Raw genomic sequence first — 23317 nt, forward strand, 5'->3', positions numbered from 1 at the left:
TCGAGCGGTAGACTCCCCGTTCCGCACGATACTTCAAGGTGCTCTCTCCCATCGCGCGATAGACCCTCTTTTTCGATTGATAGACACCTAAAACCGCGCAGTAGCAATCATTTATCGAGCGGTAGACTCCCCGTTCCGCACGATACTTCAAGGTGCTCTCTCCCATCGCGCGATAGACCCTCTTTTTCGATCGATAGACACCTAAAACCGCGCACTAGCAATCATTTATCGAGCGGTAGACCCCCGGTTCCGCACGATACCTCAATGTGCTCTCTCCCATCGCGCGATAGACCCTCTTTTTCGATTGATAGACACCTAAAACCGCGCAGTAGCAATCGTTTATCGAGCGGTAGACTTCCCATTCCGCACGATACTTCAAGGTGCTCTCTCCCATCGCGCGATAGACCCTCTTTTTCGATCGATAGACACCTAAAACCGCGCACTAGCAATCACCTTTCGAGCAGTAGCCCCCCCATAACCGGGCGGTAGCTGCTTTCCATTTAAAACAAATAAAAAAACGTACCTATATGGCACGCAAACTTGAGTCCTTCAGCAATATCTCCAATTGCCAAGGTTTTATTTATTTAAATAAACGCCTTTTCATCTCTCGCTAATCCAATTTGTTTCTCCATGTCTTTAGAAAGTAAAGCAAGCTTTTGAATTCTACTGTCAATCCCGAAGATACCAGATTTTAAAAAGCGCTCTTCCATCCTAAACAAAGACTGTGGACATAATTTTCGGTCGTGTAACTGATAGGAAACAAAGGCTCTCTTTCTTTCACCCAGCATTTGTTTTACCTTGCCTTTTGCCTCAAAGTATTCTTTAGTAGAAGGAAGAGATAATGAGGCAGCTAATTCTGCTGCTAGATTTTTTGTTTTCTGATAAGCAGGGATTGCCTCTAACTCCTTGTAGGAGGACTGAAAAAATGAGTCGAAAGTTGACTGAAAGGCATGCATAAACTTTTCCAGACTAGAAATACCTAGTAAATTTACGAACGGGATACTAAGTAATTCTCTTTTTATCTTGGTTAATCTTCCGCTCCATCTTTCCTCTACATCCATGCTTTCCTCTATTAAAGATTGATAATATTCAAGCAAGTACTCTCTGACTACAGAAAAGTACCCTTCAAAATATTCCTTTTGCAACGCTTGCATAGACAAATATACATCAAAAGAGTCCTTTAGCTTCTCTCTAGCTTCATTATAATTATCCTGCCTGCTAGCAAAATCTCTTAATAGTGTCTTCTTTTGAAGCTCTCTTGCTGTTAATGAACCCCATGCTTTCGTAATACTTGTATACTCGGCAATTAAGTCATCCATCTGTTCCTCTATCTCAACAGCGAAAGTCTGCAGATTTTTATACGGCTTATATAGGAGGTGTTTCCATGCTTCAAATAAAGTAAATTGCTCATAGTAGAAATGATGATTTTTCACTATGGTCTCTACGAAAGTGTTTGCTTCTTCTATGTCATGAAAGGAATGAACAAAGGATTGCTCAATTATGTCCATTTGTCTCTTTAATTTCTGTTGTTCTTCTATTTTTTCTTTTAATTCCTCTTGAAAAAGAGGAAGCTTTTTATGTATGACTTGGTTTGTACAATACTTATATAAAGACAAGGGAAGCTTTTTCTTACTAGAAAAGATATAACGATCAACCAGTTGAAAGTGTTCAAAAAGTCTCTCGAAAACCTGCTGCACCATATTATGGTCGATTAATTCCCCTTTAGACAGATCCATCCTTTGCAAATCTTCCATAATCTTAGATAACTTTCTTACTTCTTTCTGAAGATAAATGTCTGACTTTCTCTCTAACGTTGACTGCCATTTTTCGAGCTGGCATCCTAGCTCTCGTTCCCATGACATCCAGTAGCCTCCCTCTAGTTAACATTTTATTGTTTTTACAAATATTGTATCATTTTACATGTAATGTTTCACTTATTATTTAACAAAATTTCAGAATATTTATAGAAACTATAACAATTGTCTCGCGGGAGCACAGAAAAAACGTAGCCCTAAGAGGACTACGTTTTTCTTTCCCTAAAAGGGAACACACTCGGAAAATTTGCGTTGTTACTTCGTTAAATCAAAACTGACAATTTGTCTAAAAGGAACCGTCAACCATCAAGATGCACTTTCTTCAAAAAACTTTCTTTCACTTACAAAACTACACTGTATCGTAACCTAAATATATCGGTTCCCGACGAGCGTGCCCTTCGTCAGTAAAGCAAATTTCCCGCCAAGGCTGTGCAATTCTTCCATCGGATTCGTATGGTAACTCATGTTTACCAGTCCTTTCCTTCGGTAGTTCCGCCTTGTACTATACATATACCCTGCCACAAGGTACTTAAACATCCTTTCTATAGAAAATATTCAGAATTTGTCTTACGAAGGAACACACCCATTTCTAAACTTTCTCAGGATCTTTACGTAACAGGCGGCGTAGTAGCTTACCGGAGTTAGTTTTTGGGACACTTTCTATGAATTCGACTTCTCTTGGATATTTATAAGCGGACATTCTTTCTTTGGCCCAGCTGATTATTTCTTCTTCGGTGGCTATTGCACCTGGCTTTAAAACAATAAATGCCTTTACTGATTCACCTCGCATGGCATCCAGGACACCAATTACAGCCACTTCACTAATCTTTTCATTTTTCGCAAGCATCTTTTCTACCTCTTCCGGGTAAACGCTATAGCCAGAACACTTAATCATTTCTTTTGCTCTACCTAGAAAGTACAAAAATCCATCTTCGTCCATAACTCCCATATCGCCAGTTACAAAGTAGCCATCGAAAAATGAATTTTTCGTTTCTTCCTCTCTTCCTTTATATCCTTTAAATACACTTGGCCCTTTTACTAAAATCATCCCTTGTTCGTTTATAGGCAGTTCCTCTGCATAGTTATCTATGTTTACAATCTTTAACTCTGTACCTTCAGGTGCCTTACCATTGGCGCCATACTTAATTTGATTTGGTGGTGTTAGTGTATTCCCTGTATGAGTTTCGCTCATGCCATATGCGAATTCCATAAGTGGTATACCCGTGTATTTTTCCCACTCATCAGAAATTTCCTTCGTTAATTGAATTCCAAAGCTCGTAACAATATTTAAGTTTAATGAAGAGAAATCTGTGTTTTTCATCTTTTCCTCATTCATCATTTGTATGTTCATCGGTGTAGTTGTATATAAAATTGTCGCTTTATATCTTTCTAAAGCTTGTAGATAGCCCTTAGGATCAAAGCGTGTAAGTAAAATTATCGTAGACCCCGTAATGAATGGACTCATCATCCCCACCAGCTTCCCAGCAATGTGGAAAATGGGCATAATACTAATAATTTTATCTTCTTCACGGAAATGAAAGTTTCTAGCAACCGCCGTTGCCTGATATTCTGAATTCTTATACGTTAACATCGCCCCTTTAGGAGCCCCTGTGGTACCAGAAGTATAAACAATCAACCCTACATCTTCCGTCATATCGATTTCGACCGAATTGTTAGCATTCTCAAACTCACTATTTTTCATAATATCCTTCCAGGTAACAGTGCCTTCAAAAATAGTGGAATCAATCTTTTCTGGAAAATTCGGATATGGTTTATCCGGCAAATAGTCTTGATAATTAATCAATATTGTATATTGGACCTGTGTTTGCTCTTCCATATTTAAAAAAGTTGGGTAAAGATCAGGAGAAGTTATAAATACCTTTGCTTGTAAATCTGTTAGTTGATAATGTAGCTCCCATTCTTTAAACATCGGATTACAGGGCCCAACTATAGCTCCGATACGCTGAGCTGCATAAAATGCAATGATATATTGTGGGGAGTTCTGTAGGTATAGCGCTACCGTATCGCCTTTTTGAACATTAATACTCTGTAGATAGCTTGCAAATTTAGTAATGTCATCATTCAGCTCTTGATAAGAAATTTCCTTCCCGTAAAAATTAATAGCAGTTTTAGATGGATTGGAGCTGGAGTACTCTGTAATATATTGATCAATCGGTTTGTTTTTCAAATTGTTACCCATAGTAATCCCTCACTTTCCAGTAAATTTCGGCTCTCTTTTTTCTACAAATGCTTGTATTCCTTCCTTATGGTCTTCGGAATGATAAGAAGCAAGCGTAGATAATGTCTGCAATTTAAATGCCTGCTCATAATCCATCCCTGCTGAAGAGTGCATAGCTTTTTTCATAAGACCAATCGCTTTCGTAGCACCTCTTGCGAGTTTATCCGCTAATTGCTGAACACTTTCTTCAAGGTTCTCTAGAGACGTTACTTCATAAATTAATCCCAATTTAAAGGCTGTCTCACTATCAAGCATTTCTCCTAAATACAAATATTTCGCTGCTTGATGATAGCCTATATGCTGTTGTAATAAGTAGGTACCTGAAGCAAAACCACGTAGAACGAAAGGAAGACCAAACTTCGATTCTTCACTCGCTATTATAAAGTCAGCAGCTAAAGCAATTTCAAAGCCAGCTCCGAGAGCATATTTATGAACAACCACAATAATTGGTTTTTCTAACTCCTTCATTGCAAGGACGATTTTAGGATAACCCTCATAGTATTCTTTTAATTTATCACTTGGATTGGGATTAGCTGTAGTACCCATATCCACAAGATCATCGCCTGAGCAGAAAGCACGCCCATTCCCTTTCACTATAACCACTCGCACTAAATCATCTTTTCCAGCATCCTTTAAAGAAGATAAAATGTCTGCAATCATATCGTTATTGAGGGCATTTAACGCATCCGGTCTATTTAATGTAATTGTCGCAATTCCAGCTTCTTTAGCATAAATAACTTGTTTACTCACATTCTACCTCCTTCATCATATGACCTTCTAAGATTCTTTTTATTTCTTCGTTAATTGGTTCGCTACACTGCCGCTCTGAATTGAAATTTACATAAATGGTAGAGGCTGTAATGCATTTTTTATCACTTTGCCAGATTTCTTCATATAATTCTAAACTCGCATTCCCGATGCGCTTAATCCAGCATTTAATCCGTACTTCTTTTCCAAAATATATTTGCGCTTTATACTCAACACAGCTTTTGACAATCACCATTCGCCAATTTTGAAAATCATCTTCCGGATTAAAAACCTTGAATAACTCATTTCTTCCAGCCTCTAACCAAACTGGTATAGTAGTATTATTAATATGTCCTACCCCATCTGTTTCAGAAACACGGGGTTGAATGATTGTTTCGAACATTTATATCACAACCTTTAGTCTATAATTGTGGTTCGGTTATTGTTAAATTGTTTGTTTCTTATTTCATGTGTATTTATAGAATCCTTCACCGCTTTTTCTACCTAGCTTTCCACTTTCAACATATTTTCTTAGAAGTGGGCATGGTCGATATTTTGAATCAGCGAAATCAGTATATAGTGTTTCTAGCGCATGTAATGTAGTATCTAAACCACATTCATCTGCTAGCTTCAGTGGACCAATTGGATGATTTGCTCCTAACTTCATCGCATTATCCACTTCCTCAGCGGGCGTCCCTTCCATTACTAAAAATGCAGCTTCATTCATCATTGGTAATAAAATTCTATTTACAATGAAACCTGGATAATCTTGCGCAACAACTATTTTTTTATTAATTTTCCCCCCGAAATGCTTTATCATCTCTAAAACTTCATTGGATGTAGACAATGATTTCACAATTTCGAGCAAGCTCATTAATGGGACCGGGCTAAAGAAATGCATGCCAATTACACGATCAGGACGGCTTGTAACAGAACCGATTTCAGCAATCGATAATGAGGATGTATTGCTTGCAAGAATAGCATTTGGTTGAATGTATAAATCAAGTTTTTTAAACATTTCCTTTTTCAAATCCATGTTTTCAGGTATTGCTTCTATTACTAAATCTACTTCTCTAGCTTCCTCCAAATTGGTGGAGTACTGAATGTTCTGGTGAATTTGAAGTTCGTCTTGGCGGGTATATTTTTCTCTTTTTAACATCGAACTTATACTTTTTTTAATATTTTGCTTTCCTCGTTCAAGATCATTTTCTGTACGATCCACTAAAATCACTGGAGTCCCTGATAATGCAATAACTTGAGCAATACCACTTCCCATTAATCCGGCACCAACAACCAATACTTGACTAATCATATAAAGCTCCCTCCTGTGCTACATTTTTTATAACTAATGAAACTCCTTGTGCGCCTCTAACTCTGAGTACCAAAGGTTAAACAAAACCTTTTTTAAATATGACCTCTTCTTAGTTTTCTAACAATCTTGTACCGATTTCTCAAAAATTCTCCTATTATATCCTTCTATTTGTAGTAACCATAACTTCTTGTTCATATGATACTTGCAACTAGTCTTCGTGTAAGTAAACTACCAGCAGTCCTTTTATCCCAGTAAGGTGAACAATATAATGGCGATAATAGTGGATATTTGGGTTAATACAACTGCCATACAGGCAACTGGTAAATAAGCTGTTTTAAATGTTTCTTTCGAAATATTCCTAATCGTGGTTACTACATACCCATTATGTGGTAGGGATGCAAGTCCGTCAGAGGACATTACAGATACACGGTGAAGTGCTCCAGGATCAATCCCCATATTTAAATAAATTGGCGATAAAATTGGGAGCGCAATACCTAAGCCACCCGATGCCGAACCAGTTAATCCTGCAATTAAATTAATACAAATTGCCATACTTAATAAAGGAGGACCTGGGATTTGTAGGACTGTATCAACAACCTGAGTAAACCCTGTAGTCATTGCAGCAACTTTACCAAAAGCAATTACAGCTGAGGTATTACACACGGCTATTATTGCATCATTAGCACCTTTCCCCATCACATCCCAAAATTTAGAAAGATGTTTAAACATAATAACTAAAGCTACAATGATTGCAGTAAGCAAGGAAAAAATAGTGGCTGTATTCGCAATAAAATATTGTGAATATGTGATCATACCACCGATTACAACGAGTACTGGTAATAGAGCTTGAACGATACTTGGAAGCTTCTTCTCATCTTGTTCAAGATCCTTATCAGATTCATATGTTACAAAGCCTTCACCACGCTTTTTAGCACGATTAACCATCCAATATAACCAATAGGAGCCTGCCACAAAAGTAAATAATCCTACTACTAGACCAACGCCCAATCCAGAGTATGGAGTAGTTCCGAAAAATTCTGTAGGCATAATATTTTGAATTTCAGGTGAACCTGGTAAATACATGGTAAATGTCACGGACCCAAAAACTAATGCGGCTGGAATAAATCGACGAGGTAAATTAGCTGTTTTGAATAACGAAACTGCGATTGGATAAACAGCGAATCCAACAACGAAGAGAGAGACGCCACCATATGTCATAATGGCACAGGCTAAGACCACAGCCATAATCGCCCCTTTTGGACCAATAATTCTCATAATCCATCTGGCAATCGACTCAGCTGCCCCTGTATCAGCCATGATCTTACCGAAAATCGCACCAAGCAAGAAAATGAGAAAATAAGAAGCAAAATATCCTGTAAATCCTTGCATATAGGTGCCTGTCATCGCTTCTACTACATCGAGCCCAGAAACTAATGCGACAAATACGCTGGCTAAGAGTGCACTTACAATAATATTAACGCCTTGAAATGTCATAAAAATTAATAATGCTAAACCGATTAACAGCAAAACGACGTTCATGAACACTCCTCCAATTATCTTTTAAAAGTTGGCTTTCTCTTTTCAATAAAAGCTTTTATCCCTTCCTTTGAATCTGGGTGCTGAAAGATATCTACAAATAATTTCTTTTCTTGTTCAATGGCAGCCTCAAACGTATTCTTTTCACCGAATAATACAGCTTCTTTTATACTCTTATGTGCCTGTAAGGATTTCTCCGAGATTTCTTGTGCTTTATTTAAAACCATCGCAAACCCTTCGCCAGTTTTGAAAATATCGTTCACAAGACCATATTCAAGCGCCTTCTCAGCAGTAATTGGCGAACCAGTGTACATCATTTCAAGTGCCCTTGCCTTTCCGATTAACCTTGTGAGGCGTTGTGTTCCTCCAGCTCCAGGAAAAATACCAAGGTTAATCTCCGGAACCCCTAATTTTGTATGCTCCTCAGCATAACGAAGGTCAAAGGCCATTGCCACTTCTAACCCCCCTCCCAATGTCATTCCATTAAGAAAAGCGATAGTGGGTTTAGGGAAATTTTCAATATAATTAATAACGTAATGATTCTTGATTACACTTTCTTCAGGACCAGCTGATTCAATCCATTTTGGGAATTCCTTAATATCAGCACCTGCAATAAAATATTTGTCACCTAATCCACGCAAGATAACTACATGTACAGATGAGTCATCAGAAAATTCTTGAAAGCACCTTAATAATTCATCCGCTAAATTATTACCCAAAGCATTTACCGGCGGATTATTGATTTCAATAACAGCTGTTTGTCCTAGCATTTGAACATTGAGTAATTGATACATACCATTCCCCCTCCTCCCTCTGTATACGTATACATTTTGTGATGAGCGTTTACATAATCACTATAAAATCATTAGAACATTCTGTCAATATACATTTCTATCTATATAGTTAGTAAAAAAGAATTGCTTCTTCTTGTTTTTTGCATTAATTTTAAACCAGCTATAGAATATTAGTTGAGTAATGATGGAGGTGTGAATTTGGTAAGTTCAAAAGATGTAGCAAAACGAGCTGGGGTTTCCCAAGCCACTGTTTCCAGGGTTTTAAATTCCCCAGAAGTAGTAAAAAAAGAAACGGTATTGAAGGTTCAGCAAGCAATTGAAGAATTGAATTATATTCCTAATGCAAATGCTAGATCCCTTGTGAGAAATAGAATTGGGACCATCATGTTATTATCTGGCCCATTACATAATCCTTTTTTTGTTGATACGACAAGTGCGATTGTAAATTATGCAAGTAAGGTTGACTACCGTGTTCAAGTACAGTTTGTTCATGATAATAACCTAGAAAAAGCTTATGCAAATGCATTAGAACAAAAGAATGATGGAATAATATTATCCTGTATCCTTGAGGAAGATCCTATCTTTGATAAATTAAAGCGACTAAACCTTCCCTTTATTACATATAACAGAAAACATAAATCAAACGAAAATTTTGTTGAAATTGATAATTTTCATGCCGGCGAACTCAGCTTTCAACATATGAAAGAACTAGATCATAAACATATTGCATGGATTGGTGGACAGCTAAATGTGACTACCTTCAAGAATCGATATGAAGGATTTATTGCTGCAATGAAAAAATCGGACCATGAAATAAATTCACAATACCTGATAAATAATGTAGTGACAAAGAATGATATAGAAGAAGCTTTTTTTCATTTAATTCATCTTCGGACCCCTCCTACCGCTATATGTGCAGCTACTGATTCCATCGCATTGGATTTGATTGATATTGCGAAGAAATCGAATATTCTAATACCAGAAGAGCTTAGTATTATGGGTATTGATAATGTGGAAATCAGTCAGCATGGCATGGTCGAGCTAACTACTATCGGCAGCAAATTCAAGAAAAACTTAGGGTATATTGCTGTTAGAGAACTCATAACTATGATTGAAGAAGAAAATAGTAGTTGCGTTCGAATAACAGAGCCTGTTAAACTTTTTGTAAGGAAGACAACACAGCGGGCAAAATAATCCCTGTGTTTTTCTTTAAATTAAAAATGTATACGTATACATTCTTGGCGTTTACAAACTATACAAACAAGGATGATGAGGGTATGAAAAAATCGTTATACATTAATGGGAATTGGGTAGAAGCCACAAACTATACAACTTTATATTCTCCCTATCAAAATGAGCTATTAGCAGAAATTCCTGTTGCTACACCGGAACAAATTGATGAAGCAATAAAAGCGGCGAAGCAAACGGAAGAAATAATGCAATCTCTTACTTCGTTGCAAAAATCACAAATTCTATTACAAATTTGTCAACAGCTTGAAAAAAGAAAAAATGAAGGTGCAATAATAATAGCTAATGAAGCTGCAAAACCACTGAAATTTGCATTGGCCGAGATGGAGAGGACGATAGAAACCTATCGTTTCGCTGCTGAAGAAGCAAAAAGGCTTACTGGAGAGCTAGTGCCAATGGATGCTGCCAAAAACGGAGCAAATAAACTAGCCTATACACTGCTTAATCCAATTGGAACTGTTGCAGCGATTACACCGTTTAATTTTCCACAAAATTTAGTTGCGCATAAAGTAGGTCCCGCTATCGCAGCTGGAAATACAGTAATTTTAAAGCCTGCATCCCAGACACCACTGTCCGCACTATTTTTAGCGGAAATTATTCATCATACAGATTTACCTAAAGGCGCTTTTCAAGTTCTAACAGGAAGTGGCTCTCAAATTGGTGATCACTTAGTTCTTCATGATGATATTAATATGATTACATTCACAGGTAGTCCTACTGTCGGGAAATCAATAAAGAACAAGGCTGGTCTAAAAAAAGTAGCACTTGAATTAGGCTCAAATGCTGGCTGTATCATAGACAATGGTACCGACCTAAAAGCTATAGCACAAAAATGTGTGACCGGGGCATTTTCTAATCAAGGACAAATATGCATCTCATTACAAAGAATATATGTAATGGAAGACAGCTATCAGGCATTTATTAGTGAAATGAAGGCTTTCACTTCCTCATTAATAATTGGAAACCCACTAGATATAGATACGGATATTTCCTCAATGATTACGACTAAAGAGACAGAAAGAGCGAAGACTTGGATTGATGAAGCAATTAAAATGGGTGCAACAATCGAATATGGCGGAGAAATTGTGAATAATTCTTTACAACCCACTATATTATTAGATGTTCCCCATTATGCACAAATATCTTGCCAAGAAGCCTTTGCACCAGTAGTTATAATTAATAAAATTTCATCGATTGAAGAAGGCATTGCCGAAATTAACAACTCTGTTTATGGCCTTCAAGCTGCTATTTTTACTAACAATCTTTCAAGTGCCTTTGCCGCCTCCAAAAAATTGCATGTTGGTGGAGTAATTATTAATGACGTTCCTACATTTAGAGTTGACCAGATGCCTTACGGTGGGGTAAAGGACAGTGGAACTGGTCGTGAAGGTGTAAAATATGCAATTAAAGAAATGACCGAGATGAAACTTATCGTATGGAATGAGGTGTTTTAAATGTCGGATAAAATAAGCTTTGTAAGTAAAAATCATGTTGGATGGGGTTCCACTCAATTTTTAAACGAGGAAGTACAATTCTTCCACGTAAAAAAAGTATTGGTGATAGCTGACCCCTTTCTAGTGGAGTTTGGAATCGTGGATAAAATCATCAAGCAACTGGACACCAACATCGAAATAAGTATTTATTCGAAAGTGGCTCCTGAACCTACTTTAGCGTTGGGTGAAGAACTCGTTACTTTTACACGTGAGAACAAGGCAGAGTTGATAATTGGCATTGGGGGAGGTAGTGCATTAGATTTAGCGAAAGTTGCCGCTGTACTTGCTACTCAGGACGGGTCTGTCAAAGACTATTTAAATTTAACAGGTACCAAGCAACTTCAAAATAAAGGCCTACCAAAAATTTTAATTCCTACTACATCAGGTACAGGATCAGAGGTAACGAATATTAGTGTATTAGCATTGGAAACAACCAAAGATGTGATAACGCACGATTATCTTCTAGCAGATGTGGCAATAGTCGATCCTGAGCTAACACTTTCTTTACCACCAAGAATAACCGCAGCCACTGGTGTAGATGCCCTTACCCATGCTATTGAAGCATACGTTTCCTTACATTCAAATCCTATTACAGATGCTTTAGCAATAAACGCTATTCAATTAATCAGTAAATCTCTCAGAAAAGCCGTTTGGGATGGCACAAATGTTCAAGCACGTACTGACTTAAGCTACGGAAGTTATTTAGCAGGACTTGCATTTTATAATGCCGGCGTAGCTGGAGTCCATGCATTGGCCTATCCACTAGGAGGGCAATTCCATATTTCCCACGGTGAATCAAACGCAGTGCTGCTCCCTTATGTGATGGACCATATACGCATGAGCTGTAAAAAACGAATGACAGATATTTATGCTGCTATGGGCTTTAATCCAATTCAGCTTTCAGAAGAAGAAGCTTCTCTAAAATGCGTGGAAGAACTAATCCGTTTAATAAAAGATATTGAAATACCAATTACCCTACAGGAATTCAACATCGCAGAATCCGACTTACAAGCTTTAACCCAAAACGCACTACTTCAAAAAAGGCTACTAGCAAGATCGCCAATGCCCTTGTCAGAAAAAGATATTTTTCATATTTATGAAGCAGCGTATCAAGGCCAACAATCCACTTAAATAATAACTTGGAAGTAGATGATTATTGTTGTGTCTGACCCCGAGAAAGAAACATTCAGAATTGTGTCTGACACAGGGACAGACACAACTCCCCAGCCTAACAGAATTCAGGGGTGTTCTTTCAATTCACTTCTTCTATAGTGAGTATATTTTGACGGGTTGAAAATCTCTATACAAGAAAATGCCTTTCCGAAAAAGTCGGAAAGGCATTTTCTTGTACTTACATATCAAATTGTAGCCTTTTTTCAGAATTGTGTCTGACACAGGGACACCTACACAGTCAATACTTCTCTATTCCGCTCCTCGAACTTCTCGTTATGAGAAGAAACCATTGCATAGCTTGTAGCATCTGGCTCAAGATATTTCTTCGCACTATTAACAGCAAGGACGGCGTCGCTAAATGTTCCAACCAATAGATACACCTTATCAGCATAGGCAACAATATCCCCTACCGCATAAATGCCTGGAATAGATGTTTTACATTGCCCCTCGCTATTAAACTGCTGATGTTCGTTACGGTCAGGCATAATAGTATCGCAGAAGTCTAATGATACTTCTCGGTTATAGCCATGACAAACAAGTACTTCTTGTACATTCATTTCATATTCCAACTCATTTTCATTTAACACAACACGTTCTATCGCAGTTCTATTCTCATTGGAGATCAGTTTTGTCATTTCAGTATTCAGACGAATATCCACTCCATGCGCTGCAAGCTTTTTCACTTGTGCTTCATGCGCCTTTAGTTCCTCGCTTCGATAAATAACCGTTAATTTTTTGGCTACTGGAAGAAGCTCTACGGCCCAGTCTATTGCCGCGTTCCCTCCACCGGAAATTAACACTTCTTTATCCTTAAAACGCTGAATGCCACTAATCGTATAATGTAGATTTGTCATCTCAAACTTTTCAGCGCCTTCTAGCTCTAACTTAATCGGCTCGTAGATGCCGCCTCCGATGGCGATAATAACAGATTTGGAATAATGCTGTTCACCTGTATTTGTGGAAATCACAAAATACTCTTCCTCTTTATCAATACGCTCAACCTTTTGGCTTAAACATATAGTAGGTTCAAATGTCTTTGCTTGAGCAACCAAATTATCAATAAAATCCTTTGCTAGGATTGGCGGTTGTCCCCCTACATCCCACAGCACCTTTTCTAAAAAGGTATTCACCTTCCCACCAAGAAACGGATGGAATTCAATAATCTTTGTCTTCATATCACGCATTCCGCTATAAAAAGCACTATACAAGCCAGCAGGTCCACCACCAATAATCGTCACATCATATAATTCCATCTCTAACACTCCATCTATATTTTTTGGCTACCATCTATTAAATAGAAATAATTTATAAGCTAAATTTCTGTCACCGGTCATATTGAGAACATTTCTCACTAAGACTACCCAACAATCTCCTAAAAGTCAATCTAATTGATAAACATTCTCAAAAAAGATTTTAGAATCCATCGTAACCCAGGAACGCAAAAATTTCTGAATCTATCCTCACACAGGTAAAGACACAATTCTGAATCTTTTCTCACACAGGGACAGATACAATTCCACCAAAAAAACGTTGACACCCGCCGAAAAATCCGTATGATAGAGACAGAGAGTGATAATGAGAATCTTTATCATTTAATCAAAAATTATGAAGTGAGGAAGTTACGATGAAAAAATCATTATTCTTACTAATTCTTTCGATGCTGGTGCTTACACTCGCTGCTTGTGGTGGCGATGACAGCGCTAAGACAGAAGAATCTACAAATACAAACGAAACAGAAACAACTAGCGAGTTCCCTATTACAATTGAACACGCTTTCGGTGAAACGGTAATCGAAGAAAAACCGGAGCGTGTGGCGACTATTGCTTGGGCTAACCATGATGTGGCATTAGCATTAGGCGTTGTGCCAGTTGGTTTCTCAGCAGCTAACTACGGTATCCAAGACGATTCCGGATTATTACCTTGGACTGCTGAAGCGTTAAAGGAACTTGGTGAAGAGAATCCAAATGTATTCCAAGACACAGATGGTTTAGATTTTGAAGCGATTGCAGACAGCAATCCAGATGTTATTCTTGCTGCATACTCTGGTATCACTCAAGAAGAGTACGACACATTAAGCCAAATTGCTCCTGTTGTTCCTTATGAAGAGACTCCTTGGGTAACTCCATGGCGTGACCAAGTTTTACTAAACGCTAAAGGAATGGGTATGGAAGAAGAAGGTAAACAATTAATCGAGGATACAGAAAAATTAATTGCAGAGAAAGCGGAAGAATACTCTGTTATTAAAGGGAAAAAAGCTGCATTCGGTATGTTCAACACATCCGACCTATCTAGCTTCTACATCTACACGCCTGCTGACCCACGTGGTGAATTCTTAACAGACCTAGGGATGGAATACCCTGAAGGAATCCAAGAATTCATTACAGATGACAGCTTCTATATTCAATTAAGTGCAGAAAACGCAGATGCTTTAAATGATACAGAGTTATTTATTATGTATGGTGATGATAATACATTAGCTGTATTGCAAGCTGATCCAATCTTAGGGAAGGTGCCTGCTATCGCTGCTGGTAACGTTGTAGTGATCGAAGACAATACACCATTAGCTGCTGCTGGTAACCCTAACCCACTTTCTATTCAATATACAATTGACGAATACTTAACTTTAATCTCAGACGTAGCAGAAAATATTAAGTAATCATGAAGCCAATCCATCAAGCAACGAAGCAATCGTTCCTTCCTAAAAACTTAGGAAAGCTGACAATCATTTTACTCGTGCTGTTTGTCATCTCGATTCTTGCTTCGTTAGCATTTGGCTCTCGTTCAATTGGGTGGTCTACGATTCTGGATGGTTTATTCCATCCAGAATTAATGGACCATGAATCTAGTGTCGTTCGTCAACGTGTTGTGCGAACGATTTTTAGTTTTATGTGTGGTGCAGCATTAGGTGTATCTGGGGCACTCATGCAATCGGTCACACGAAATCCAATTGCCGATCCAAGTATTTTAGGTGTTAATACGGGGGCTGCCCTATTCGTAGTCAGTGGAATCGCCTTCTTTAATATCAGTACACCAAATGAATATGTATGGTTAGCAATAGCAGGGGCAATCCTTACTGCTATTTTTGTGTTTACTATAGGTTCGTTGGGCTATAACGGGGCGACCCCTTTAAAACTCGTGTTGGCCGGGGCTGCCACAAGCGCCATTCTATCTTCCCTTGTCACAGCGATCCTCATTCCACGTCAGAATGTCATGGATCAATTCCGCTTCTGGCAAGTCGGAAGTGTCGGAGCTGGCACATGGGACAGCATACAGCTGCTGCTCCCCTTCTTACTCGTTGGGGTGGTAATCGCCATCTTCACCGCTCCCGCACTAAACGCGATGGCATTAGGAGATGAAGTGGCAACCGGTCTTGGTGTCAAAACGGGTACTATTCGTTTGATTTCTGCCTTTGCCGGGGTTCTGCTTTGCGGTGCGGCTACAGCACTCGCGGGACCAATTGGCTTTATTGGTCTACTAGCAACTCATCTTATTCGATTAGTCATTGGACCTGATTTGCGCTTCGTTATTCCCCTATCGGCACTTTCTGGGGGCATTATTTTAACGATTGCGGACGTGGCTGGACGGTTAATCGCTCGCCCTGCAGAGGTAGAGGTTGGGATTTTAACTGCATTTATTGGGGCGCCAATTTTAATTTATATTACAATGAAAGCGAAAATGCGAAGCTTATGATGAATAAAACGTACACAACAATACTACATACGAGAACAAAACGAAAGCATCGTTATCTATGGACAACGGGAATACTTACTGCCATTGCCCTGGCATTGTGCTTTGCTATGCTCATGCTAGGCAACACCATCTATCCAGTGCGTGACGTTATTGGTGTGCTGTTAGGGGAGGAAATAAAAGGGGCAAGCTTTACCGTTGGAACCCTCCGATTCCCGCGTATGCTCGCTGGTCTGTTAGCTGGTTTTGCATTCGGTGTGGGAGGCTACATATTCCAAACAATGCTGCGCAACCCATTAGCCAATCCAAATGTCATCGGCATTACAACTGGTTCTAGCGCGGCAGCTGTATTTTGTATCGTTGTGCTGAATGCGAGCAATACGGTTATTTCGATTGCGGCTGTGGCTGGCGGCTTAGTAACAGTAGCTATCATTTACGGGCTATCACGCGGAACAGGCTTTTCCATCGGTCGATTAATCTTAATCGGGATCGGTATCCAAGCTATGTTAAATGCCTTTATCAACTATTTACTGCTTATGGCGAAAACGCATGATTTACCGACTGCCCTACGCTGGCTAAGCGGCAGCTTAAACGGAGCGAAAATGGAAACAATTTTACCGCTCCTCCTGTTGCTCCTGATCTGCACGCCGATTTTCATTTATTTTGCGAATCATTTAGAGATGTTAGAACTTGGAGAACAAGCTGCCACCTCTTTAGGTGTTGCTACGAATCGGGTACGTGTCGTGTTGCTCGTATGTGCCGTACTAGTTATTGCGCTTGCCACAGCGGTCACTGGTCCGATTGCCTTTATTTCCTTTTTGGCAGGTCCGATTGCTAGGCGTATTGTTGGTGTTGGCTTTTCCGCATTAATCCCAGCAGGTCTGATCGGTGTGATTTTAGTGTTAGCCGCCGATTTAATCGGACAATTTGCCTTTACAGTACGCTACCCTGTCGGTGTCATTACCGGTATCATTGGAGCACCGTACTTAATCTTCTTACTTATTAAAATGAATCGAAAGGGGAATATGTGATGGCCCATACATTACACACAAAAAATCTACAATCTGGCTATGATCAAAAGCCTATCTTACAGGATATAAACCTTTCGATTCCGGAAGGGAAGATAAGCATTATAATCGGCTCCAACGGCTGCGGAAAATCAACGTTGCTGAAAACGATGGCACGCTTACTCAAGCCAACGAACGGAGATGTCTTTCTTGATGAGCAATCCATTTATTCCATACCGTCCAAGCAGCTTGCACGTACCGTTGGACTCTTGCCTCAGTCCCCGATTGTTCCAGAAGGCATCACAGTTGCAGACCTAGTAGGTCGAGGGCGCTTCCCTCATCAAACGATGTTTGCAGGATGGTCCAAAAAAGATTATGAGGCAGTGGCCAATGCACTTGATATGATGAACATCAACGAGCTTGCCGACCGACACATCGATGAGCTATCTGGCGGTCAGCGTCAGCGTGTATGGATTGCCATGGCACTAGCCCAACAAACCGACATACTCTTTTTAGATGAACCAACCACCTATCTGGACATCACCTACCAGGTGGAAATCCTAGACTTGCTGAAAGACCTAAATACACAATACGGCACCACCATCGTCATGGTCCTGCACGACATCAACCTATCTGCCCGATACGCAGATTACTTATTCGCAATAAAAGACGGCCAATTGATTGCCGAAGGTACCCCAAATGAGATCATCACAAGCAGCCTAATGAAACAAACATTTAACCTAGACTGTCGGGTAATCAATGACCCTATCTCCAACACACCACTCATCCTTCCGATTAGTCGGTATCATAAATAATAAAAAAGGAGCAAAACGGATGCCAAAAGACATCTGTGCTGCTCCTTTTTGAATTGCTTCTTACACAGGGACACATACAACTCAGAATTGTTCCTTACACAGGGACATTTTACAAAACAATAAAATCTCTTTCAATGTCATCCTTGCTTTTCAATGTTGCTTTAGAGATGAACTCATGAATTTCTTCTATACTACCATTTTCCACTAACTCTTTAAACTTTTTAACTTGTCCATCATATCCTCCAAAATAAATACTTTCATAGCTAGGATTGTGATACATCAGAATATATTCCTGATAATCCGTTCTTTTAATTTTGTCTTCAATCTGGATAAGAATGCTATTCCAATTACTGATACGCTTTGAATGTAGTTTTTTCTTTACTACTGTTTCTTCCTTTTCTTCATTCTTTATCTGATCAATTAAACTTTCTACTTCGAATTTGTAATCAAACAACTCCTTTCTTTTTTTGTCGTCTAATTTTCTTAAGATTTGGGTTGTATACTCTATATACCTGACTTTTCTGTAAGGAATTTTTCCTTTGTCTTCTTTTGATTGTTTTTTATTATTATTCATTTCTTTTACTTTTGCACCAGCATCCTTTATCGCACTTCCTGTATCTGATATTGATTTCCAATTTTCCATTACAAACTTACCGACTTTTGGTCCATGTTGCTTAGTAAAATGGATGATTGATTTTACTGGTATTTTCGCCAAACTTTCCGACCTCCAGAATAAAATTTTTATTATTATCATTTTAACGCATATTTTGTTGAAACGTCGAATTTATTGTAATAAATTCCTTTTATAGATTATTAGACCAATTTATATCCGTTCATCGAATGTATTTAATTCATATATCAACTTACTTAGAAAGCTTTCGTTCTTTTTGATAATACATCTGTTTAAATCATATCCTCTTCATATAGAAAACAAACAAAGGGGAGAATCATGTTAAGAAAAAGGCGCAATCACAACAACCTCTTATACGTTGTACTCCTATCCCTTTGTGTTGTATCTGTCATTCTATTCTTTTGGAATTACTGGCTTTCTTCTAGAAACACACCAGAAAAAGTGGTAGAAGCATTTTATACGTATGAACAGGAAGGAAATTTTGCAGAATCGTGGGACCTGCTTCATCCGCTAATGAAAGAAAAATGGAGCAAGACGTCCTTTATGACGGATCGCTTTCATGTATTTGTTGGCCATTTCGGTACGGATACGTTCGACTTTTCAATTGGAGACGCACAGATAATAGAAAATTGGAAAATGACGGAGGAAGGAGAACCGATAGCGGAAGCAACTAAATTTACGGTCATTCAAACCTATAAAGGAAAATACGGAAAGTTTAGCTTTCTACAGGAAGTATATGTCGTACTGGATGAAGATGAGTGGAAGATTCTCTGGGATTATAACTAATGAAGAGAAAAAGAAAAAAACGCAGTCTCAGAAGACCACGCTTTTTTCTTTCCCAAAAGAGGGAATATACTCGGAAAATCCGCAAATGTTAACTAGATTAAATCAAACTGACAATTCGTCTAAAAAGGAACCGTCAACCATCAAGCTGCACTTCTATCAAAAAACTTTCTACCACTTACAAAAATACTAATTGTCGTAACCTAAATATATCGGTTCCCGACGAGCGTACCCTTCGTCAGTAAAGCAAATTTTCCGCCAAGGCTGTGCAATTCTTCCATCGGATTCACATGGTAACTCATAGTGTACCAGTCCTTTCCTTCGGTAGTTCCGCCTTATATTATGTGTATACCCTGCTCTTTGATGCTTAAACATCTTTTATAAAAAATTATTTCTTACACAGGGACAAACACAACTCTCCCCAACTACTCAACTATCGATAAGAACTGCCTGGTCCTTTCTTCTTTCGGGTGAAGGAAGATTTCCTCTGATGTTCCTTCTTCCACGATTACACCCTTGTCCATGAAAATGACTCGATCTGCTACGTCCTTTGCAAAGCTCATTTCATGCGTCACGATAATCATGGTCATCCCTTCACGTGCCAGGTCCTTGATTACCTGAAGCACTTCCTTCACAAGCTCTGGGTCCAGTGCAGAGGTTGGCTCGTCATAGAGCATGACCATTGGGTTTAATGCTAACGAACGTGCGATGGCTACCCTTTGCTGCTGACCGCCTGACAACTGCGCTGGGTAGTAGTCACATCTGTCTCCTAGCCCTACTTTTGTAAGCAGTGCCTTCGCTATTATTCTAGCCTCTTCTTGTTTGGTCCCATGTATGACGAGTGGTCCCTCCATGACATTTTCGATGGCTGTTTTATGCGGAAACAGATTAAAGGATTGAAAGACAAATCCAGTTTTCTTTCTAAGCTCTCTTATTTCTTTTTTTCGTTTACGATTTGTTTTGCCACCTGTATCCACTTGGAATTCCCCCATGCGAATAACACCCTCCGTTGGCTCTTCTAAGAAATTTAAACAGCGTAGCAAGGTCGACTTCCCAGAGCCACTTGGTCCCATAATGACAACTACTTCGCTTTTCTCGACAGCTAAATCAATACCTTTCAATACCTCATTTGTCCCAAAGCTTTTTTTCAAATGATTCACTTGAATGATACTCATAGACATCTCCTATCATTCGTATTTACCGAACCAAGTACTTGGAAGTACGAACTTCTAACTTATCTAGAATGGTTGTGAAGAAGGTTATTAATAACCAATAGATGGCCGCAGCTATTAAATAGATGGTAAGTGGTTCAAATGTTTTCGCTATAATCAAGCTCGACATCTGCAATAATTCCGTGACAGTAATGACCGAGACAAGGGAAGTATCCTTGATTAGCACGATAAATGTGTTGGATAAGGTAGGAATAGAAATTCGAAGACTTTGCGGGAGGATAATTCTCCTTAATGCTTGAGAATACGTCATCCCCATTGCGAGCGATGCTTCCATTTGGCCTTGATCGACAGCAAGAATAGAAGCTCTAAACGATTCTGATAAATAAGCGCCTGCATTTAAGCTTAAAGCCATAATCCCAGAGGATATCGGATCTAAAGAGAGTCCGATTTGCGGTAAGCCGTAGTAGATAACAAATATTTGAACAAGTAAGGGAGTTCCACGGATGATGGATACATATGCAGTGGCAATGCCGTTTAATACTTTTACTTTCAGTATTCTTATAATGGCAGCGAAAAAACCAATAATTAGTGCTATTACAATAGATATGGCTGCTAAAAAAATAGTCATGAGCGTTGCATTCAGTAAGGATGGCAAGGAATCAATAATTATCGTAACATCCATAGCTCTACCTCCTTTTCTACTATTTACAAGGTTGACAAAACCTCTTCTTTAAAATGAATGTGCACACCCAGGCGGTTCAACTCCTCCATAAACGGCTCAAATCTTTCCCTAACAATGAGGCTCTCTACCGGTACAACCCCTGTCTCTATGATTTTCCCAGCTACTATCCATTTCGCCATAATCACTGCAGGAATGGCAGTCGTTTTAGCCATTGACGTAATATTTCGCTCCCCGTCGTATTCATCCACCATTTCCCATGTAAATTTAGTAGCTTGTCCATCCTTCATTCCACTAACTTCAACTCTTAGCACCGTTACATCCTCGTGTGAGGCACCAACCATTTTAGGCGCTAAAATTTGTTCTGCAACTGCTCGAGGAGTTGTAGTAAATCCTGCTACCGAAATAGGTTTATTGTCTAGAAAGCCTAGCTCTCCTAAAACATTCATCTTGCTCCAATGTCCAGGATACCTAACCGTTTTCTCATATAGATTTTTCACCTTATCCTTCAATACATAGGCGGTACTATGCGCATCCGTAATGACTGCTTCACAATCACCTACGGGCTGAGGGAATGTCATCTTTTCTAATCCCGATAATGGAGCTAACTCTACTAGCTGACCATTTTCAACCGCAATGGCAGGCTTTGTATATAGACCTAGCACACTTTCCAATCTAAAAACGACCTGATACCACAAAGGCGGCACTGGATGTCTCGGAATTCCTCCACAAATCATGATTGCCTCTTCTGCTTCGTCTAGCATCTCAATTCCTTGTGCAGCCAAAAAGTTCGTTATACCAGGTGCAACACCACATCCCGGAACGACAATCACCCCTGCATCCCTCGCCGCGTCCATCAGTTCCAGCTTTTCTTTGAATAAAGAACCTACTAAATCTACCAAGTGACACTTGGATTCTATTGCTGCTTGTATAGCAAGGAGACTCAGAGAATGAGGAAGACAAGCAACCGCCACATCCGCACCATTCAATACTTCCGCTATACCTTCCATCGTCTCTAAGGAGGCAACCCTTCCATTCACTTTTGTACTATTGGCGATTTCTAAACATCGATCAATGCTTTCTTGTCTGACATCCACCGCTGTGATGAATTTGATTTCAGGGAATGTAGCAAGCTCACCTACGACGGTTGTCCCAATCATTCCTGTACCTAAAACTACAATATGCAAATTTTATTTCCCCCCTAAGCGTTTTTATTGCTCCACAGGATCTGAGCCAAACCATTTTTTATAAATCTCTTTATAGGTCCCATCCTCTTTCATCTCACGTAACGCCTCATTTACCTTCTCTACAAAGTCTTCATTCCCCTTATTAATTGCCATTCCAACCTCGTCCACCTTCAGAATCTCGCTCGCAACCTTGATCGGCAGCTTATTTTCTTTTATGTTATAGCTCATTAACAGCTGGTCATTAATGATCACATCTAATCTTTCATTTTTAAGATCCTCTAAGTAATCCGTAAATGCTTTATAGAGCTTTACATCCGCGCCATCTACACTCCTTGCAATTTCCTCAAAGGTTGTCCCACCGCCAACACCAACTTTTTTCCCCTTGATGTCTTCGAGCTTACTAATATCATTCGTTTCCTCACGGGTGATTAACACCGAGCCTGTAATCACATAGGGATCTGTGAAATCTACACTCTTTTTCCTTTCCTCTGTCACAGTCATTTGACCAATAATAATATCGAACTTATCTGCCTTCAAACCGCCTATTAAACCTTCCCACTTAGAAGTGATAAAGTTAACCTTCACGCCTAATCTTTTTGCAAGCTCATTTGAAATATCTACATCAAAGCCAGTTAATTCACCTTTGTCATCTAAATAGTTAAACGGTGGATATGTTCCTTCAAACGCAACATTCAGCGTCTTCGTTTTCTCCATGCGTTCTAGTACTTTACCTTCTCCAGAACCGCAGCCTGCAACAATCGCTAAGACAAAAACCGTAATAATCACCAACATGATATTCTTCTTCAAAGCTTGTCCTCCTTATATAAGATTGAGGAAATCATCAACACTACTTCCTTTCCTACAATGTATTCGTTAAGAATCACTTTTATTAACAGATAAACTAATAAACATAAAAAAACCGTAGAACAAGTATCTTGTTCTACGGTTTCTTATAGTTTTTCATTAATAATCTTAATGTTTCATCAATCCTCAAAAAATG

Annotated in this window: 21 protein-coding genes; 8 read left to right on the forward strand and 13 right to left on the reverse strand. The window is 39.0% G+C overall.

Annotation, left to right across the window (positions count from 1 at the left end; translation table 11 throughout):
• Window positions 1-584: 584 nt before the first annotated feature.
• The 7 genes from AC1VU3_RS05895 to AC1VU3_RS05925 all read right to left on the reverse strand — a co-directional run bounded on the left by AC1VU3_RS05895 (window position 585) and on the right by AC1VU3_RS05925 (window position 8442).
• Window positions 585-1862, reverse strand: coding sequence for a hypothetical protein (locus tag AC1VU3_RS05895; protein ID WP_482983039.1), 1278 nt, complete (start codon window positions 1860-1862; stop codon window positions 585-587).
• A gap of 541 nt (window positions 1863-2403) precedes the next feature.
• A complete protein-coding gene (locus tag AC1VU3_RS05900) occupies window positions 2404-4014 on the reverse strand; it encodes an AMP-binding protein (protein WP_482983040.1) in 1611 nt (536 codons plus the stop codon).
• Between the two features lie 9 nt (window positions 4015-4023).
• Entirely contained in the window at window positions 4024-4803 is a 780-nt protein-coding gene (locus AC1VU3_RS05905; protein ID WP_480389861.1) for an enoyl-CoA hydratase/isomerase family protein, read from the reverse strand.
• Window positions 4796-5203, reverse strand: a complete 408-nt coding sequence (locus AC1VU3_RS05910) for an acyl-CoA thioesterase (protein WP_480389860.1) — start codon at window positions 5201-5203, stop codon at window positions 4796-4798. The genes AC1VU3_RS05905 and AC1VU3_RS05910 overlap by 8 nt, the downstream gene beginning before the upstream one ends.
• A gap of 63 nt (window positions 5204-5266) precedes the next feature.
• Window positions 5267-6112, reverse strand: coding sequence for a 3-hydroxyacyl-CoA dehydrogenase family protein (locus tag AC1VU3_RS05915; protein ID WP_482983041.1), 846 nt, complete (start codon window positions 6110-6112; stop codon window positions 5267-5269).
• Between the two features lie 243 nt (window positions 6113-6355).
• A complete protein-coding gene (locus AC1VU3_RS05920) occupies window positions 6356-7651 on the reverse strand; it encodes a GntP family permease (RefSeq protein WP_480389858.1) in 1296 nt (431 codons plus the stop codon).
• 14 nt (window positions 7652-7665) lie between these two features.
• On the reverse strand, window positions 7666-8442 hold the full coding sequence (locus AC1VU3_RS05925; RefSeq protein ID WP_482983042.1) for an enoyl-CoA hydratase-related protein: 777 nt from the start codon (window positions 8440-8442) through the stop codon (window positions 7666-7668).
• 192 nt (window positions 8443-8634) lie between these two features.
• On the opposite strand from AC1VU3_RS05925, the gene AC1VU3_RS05930 reads away from it, so the two are divergent.
• The 3 genes from AC1VU3_RS05930 to AC1VU3_RS05940 all read left to right on the forward strand — a co-directional run bounded on the left by AC1VU3_RS05930 (window position 8635) and on the right by AC1VU3_RS05940 (window position 12314).
• Window positions 8635-9636 carry a LacI family DNA-binding transcriptional regulator gene (locus tag AC1VU3_RS05930; protein WP_480389857.1) on the forward strand — a complete coding sequence of 334 codons (1002 nt, stop codon included), beginning with the start codon at window positions 8635-8637 and terminating at the stop codon, window positions 9634-9636.
• A gap of 83 nt (window positions 9637-9719) precedes the next feature.
• Window positions 9720-11144 carry an aldehyde dehydrogenase family protein gene (locus tag AC1VU3_RS05935; protein ID WP_482983043.1) on the forward strand — a complete coding sequence of 475 codons (1425 nt, stop codon included), beginning with the start codon at window positions 9720-9722 and terminating at the stop codon, window positions 11142-11144.
• Window positions 11145-12314, forward strand: a complete 1170-nt coding sequence (locus AC1VU3_RS05940) for an iron-containing alcohol dehydrogenase (RefSeq protein ID WP_482983044.1) — start codon at window positions 11145-11147, stop codon at window positions 12312-12314.
• A 272-nt stretch (window positions 12315-12586) separates the two neighbouring features.
• Here the strand turns inward: AC1VU3_RS05940 and AC1VU3_RS05945 are convergent, their stop codons facing one another.
• A complete protein-coding gene (locus AC1VU3_RS05945; protein ID WP_482983045.1) occupies window positions 12587-13609 on the reverse strand; it encodes an NAD(P)/FAD-dependent oxidoreductase in 1023 nt (340 codons plus the stop codon).
• Between the two features lie 371 nt (window positions 13610-13980).
• Between AC1VU3_RS05945 and AC1VU3_RS05950 the strand changes: the two genes are divergently transcribed.
• Genes AC1VU3_RS05950 through AC1VU3_RS05965 form a run of 4 tightly spaced genes read left to right on the forward strand, consistent with a single transcriptional unit; the run spans window position 13981 to window position 17865 of the window.
• Window positions 13981-15012: an iron-siderophore ABC transporter substrate-binding protein gene (locus AC1VU3_RS05950; RefSeq protein ID WP_482983046.1), complete on the forward strand. Its 1032-nt coding sequence runs from the start codon at window positions 13981-13983 to the stop codon at window positions 15010-15012.
• A 2-nt stretch (window positions 15013-15014) separates the two neighbouring features.
• On the forward strand, window positions 15015-16046 hold the full coding sequence (locus tag AC1VU3_RS05955) for a FecCD family ABC transporter permease (protein WP_482983047.1): 1032 nt from the start codon (window positions 15015-15017) through the stop codon (window positions 16044-16046).
• A complete protein-coding gene (locus AC1VU3_RS05960; protein ID WP_480389851.1) occupies window positions 16043-17074 on the forward strand; it encodes a FecCD family ABC transporter permease in 1032 nt (343 codons plus the stop codon). Before AC1VU3_RS05955 ends, AC1VU3_RS05960 begins: the two co-directional genes overlap by 4 nt.
• Window positions 17074-17865: an ABC transporter ATP-binding protein gene (locus AC1VU3_RS05965; protein ID WP_482983048.1), complete on the forward strand. Its 792-nt coding sequence runs from the start codon at window positions 17074-17076 to the stop codon at window positions 17863-17865. Before AC1VU3_RS05960 ends, AC1VU3_RS05965 begins: the two co-directional genes overlap by 1 nt.
• A 109-nt stretch (window positions 17866-17974) precedes the next feature.
• Here the strand turns inward: AC1VU3_RS05965 and AC1VU3_RS05970 are convergent, their stop codons facing one another.
• Window positions 17975-18580 (reverse strand): hypothetical protein, encoded by a 606-nt coding sequence (locus AC1VU3_RS05970; protein WP_482983049.1) that lies wholly within the window; start codon window positions 18578-18580, stop codon window positions 17975-17977.
• A 234-nt stretch (window positions 18581-18814) separates the two neighbouring features.
• Here AC1VU3_RS05970 and AC1VU3_RS05975 point away from each other — a divergent pair, with 234 nt between their 5' ends.
• On the forward strand, window positions 18815-19282 hold the full coding sequence (locus AC1VU3_RS05975) for a nuclear transport factor 2 family protein (RefSeq protein ID WP_482983050.1): 468 nt from the start codon (window positions 18815-18817) through the stop codon (window positions 19280-19282).
• A 422-nt stretch (window positions 19283-19704) separates the two neighbouring features.
• Here the strand turns inward: AC1VU3_RS05975 and AC1VU3_RS05980 are convergent, their stop codons facing one another.
• Genes AC1VU3_RS05980 through AC1VU3_RS05995 form a run of 4 tightly spaced genes read right to left on the reverse strand, consistent with a single transcriptional unit; the run spans window position 19705 to window position 23124 of the window.
• Window positions 19705-20454 carry an amino acid ABC transporter ATP-binding protein gene (locus tag AC1VU3_RS05980; protein ID WP_482983051.1) on the reverse strand — a complete coding sequence of 250 codons (750 nt, stop codon included), beginning with the start codon at window positions 20452-20454 and terminating at the stop codon, window positions 19705-19707.
• 22 nt (window positions 20455-20476) lie between these two features.
• Window positions 20477-21133 (reverse strand): amino acid ABC transporter permease, encoded by a 657-nt coding sequence (locus AC1VU3_RS05985; protein WP_482983052.1) that lies wholly within the window; start codon window positions 21131-21133, stop codon window positions 20477-20479.
• 23 nt (window positions 21134-21156) lie between these two features.
• Complete coding sequence (locus AC1VU3_RS05990) at window positions 21157-22317, reverse strand: saccharopine dehydrogenase family protein (RefSeq protein ID WP_480389846.1); 1161 nt, start codon at window positions 22315-22317, stop codon at window positions 21157-21159.
• 24 nt (window positions 22318-22341) lie between these two features.
• The gene (locus AC1VU3_RS05995; protein WP_482983053.1) at window positions 22342-23124 is read right to left on the reverse strand and encodes a transporter substrate-binding domain-containing protein; all 783 of its coding nucleotides are present in this window, start codon (window positions 23122-23124) and stop codon (window positions 22342-22344) included.
• Window positions 23125-23317: the final 193 nt, after the last annotated feature.

This window comes from Psychrobacillus sp. Z16_25 (assembly GCF_056856695.1).

Excerpts from the sequence above, each read along its gene's own strand:
- AC1VU3_RS05980 (WP_482983051.1), bottom strand. The coding sequence starts at position 20,454 with ATGAGTATCATTCAAGTGAATCATTTGAAAAAAAGCTTTGGGACAAAT.
- AC1VU3_RS05900 (WP_482983040.1), bottom strand. The coding sequence starts at position 4,014 with ATGGGTAACAATTTGAAAAACAAACCGATTGATCAATATATTACAGAG.
- AC1VU3_RS05915 (WP_482983041.1), bottom strand. The coding sequence starts at position 6,112 with ATGATTAGTCAAGTATTGGTTGTTGGTGCCGGATTAATGGGAAGTGGT.
- AC1VU3_RS05895 (WP_482983039.1), bottom strand. The coding sequence starts at position 1,862 with ATGTCATGGGAACGAGAGCTAGGATGCCAGCTCGAAAAATGGCAGTCA.
- AC1VU3_RS05910 (WP_480389860.1), bottom strand. The coding sequence starts at position 5,203 with ATGTTCGAAACAATCATTCAACCCCGTGTTTCTGAAACAGATGGGGTA.
- AC1VU3_RS05920 (WP_480389858.1), bottom strand. The coding sequence starts at position 7,651 with ATGAACGTCGTTTTGCTGTTAATCGGTTTAGCATTATTAATTTTTATG.
- AC1VU3_RS05950 (WP_482983046.1), top strand. The coding sequence starts at position 13,981 with ATGAAAAAATCATTATTCTTACTAATTCTTTCGATGCTGGTGCTTACA.
- AC1VU3_RS05960 (WP_480389851.1), top strand. The coding sequence starts at position 16,043 with ATGATGAATAAAACGTACACAACAATACTACATACGAGAACAAAACGA.
- AC1VU3_RS05940 (WP_482983044.1), top strand. The coding sequence starts at position 11,145 with ATGTCGGATAAAATAAGCTTTGTAAGTAAAAATCATGTTGGATGGGGT.
- AC1VU3_RS05985 (WP_482983052.1), bottom strand. The coding sequence starts at position 21,133 with ATGGATGTTACGATAATTATTGATTCCTTGCCATCCTTACTGAATGCA.
- AC1VU3_RS05955 (WP_482983047.1), top strand. The coding sequence starts at position 15,015 with ATGAAGCCAATCCATCAAGCAACGAAGCAATCGTTCCTTCCTAAAAAC.
- AC1VU3_RS05925 (WP_482983042.1), bottom strand. The coding sequence starts at position 8,442 with ATGTATCAATTACTCAATGTTCAAATGCTAGGACAAACAGCTGTTATT.
- AC1VU3_RS05975 (WP_482983050.1), top strand. The coding sequence starts at position 18,815 with ATGTTAAGAAAAAGGCGCAATCACAACAACCTCTTATACGTTGTACTC.
- AC1VU3_RS05965 (WP_482983048.1), top strand. The coding sequence starts at position 17,074 with ATGGCCCATACATTACACACAAAAAATCTACAATCTGGCTATGATCAA.
- AC1VU3_RS05945 (WP_482983045.1), bottom strand. The coding sequence starts at position 13,609 with ATGGAATTATATGATGTGACGATTATTGGTGGTGGACCTGCTGGCTTG.
- AC1VU3_RS05935 (WP_482983043.1), top strand. The coding sequence starts at position 9,720 with ATGAAAAAATCGTTATACATTAATGGGAATTGGGTAGAAGCCACAAAC.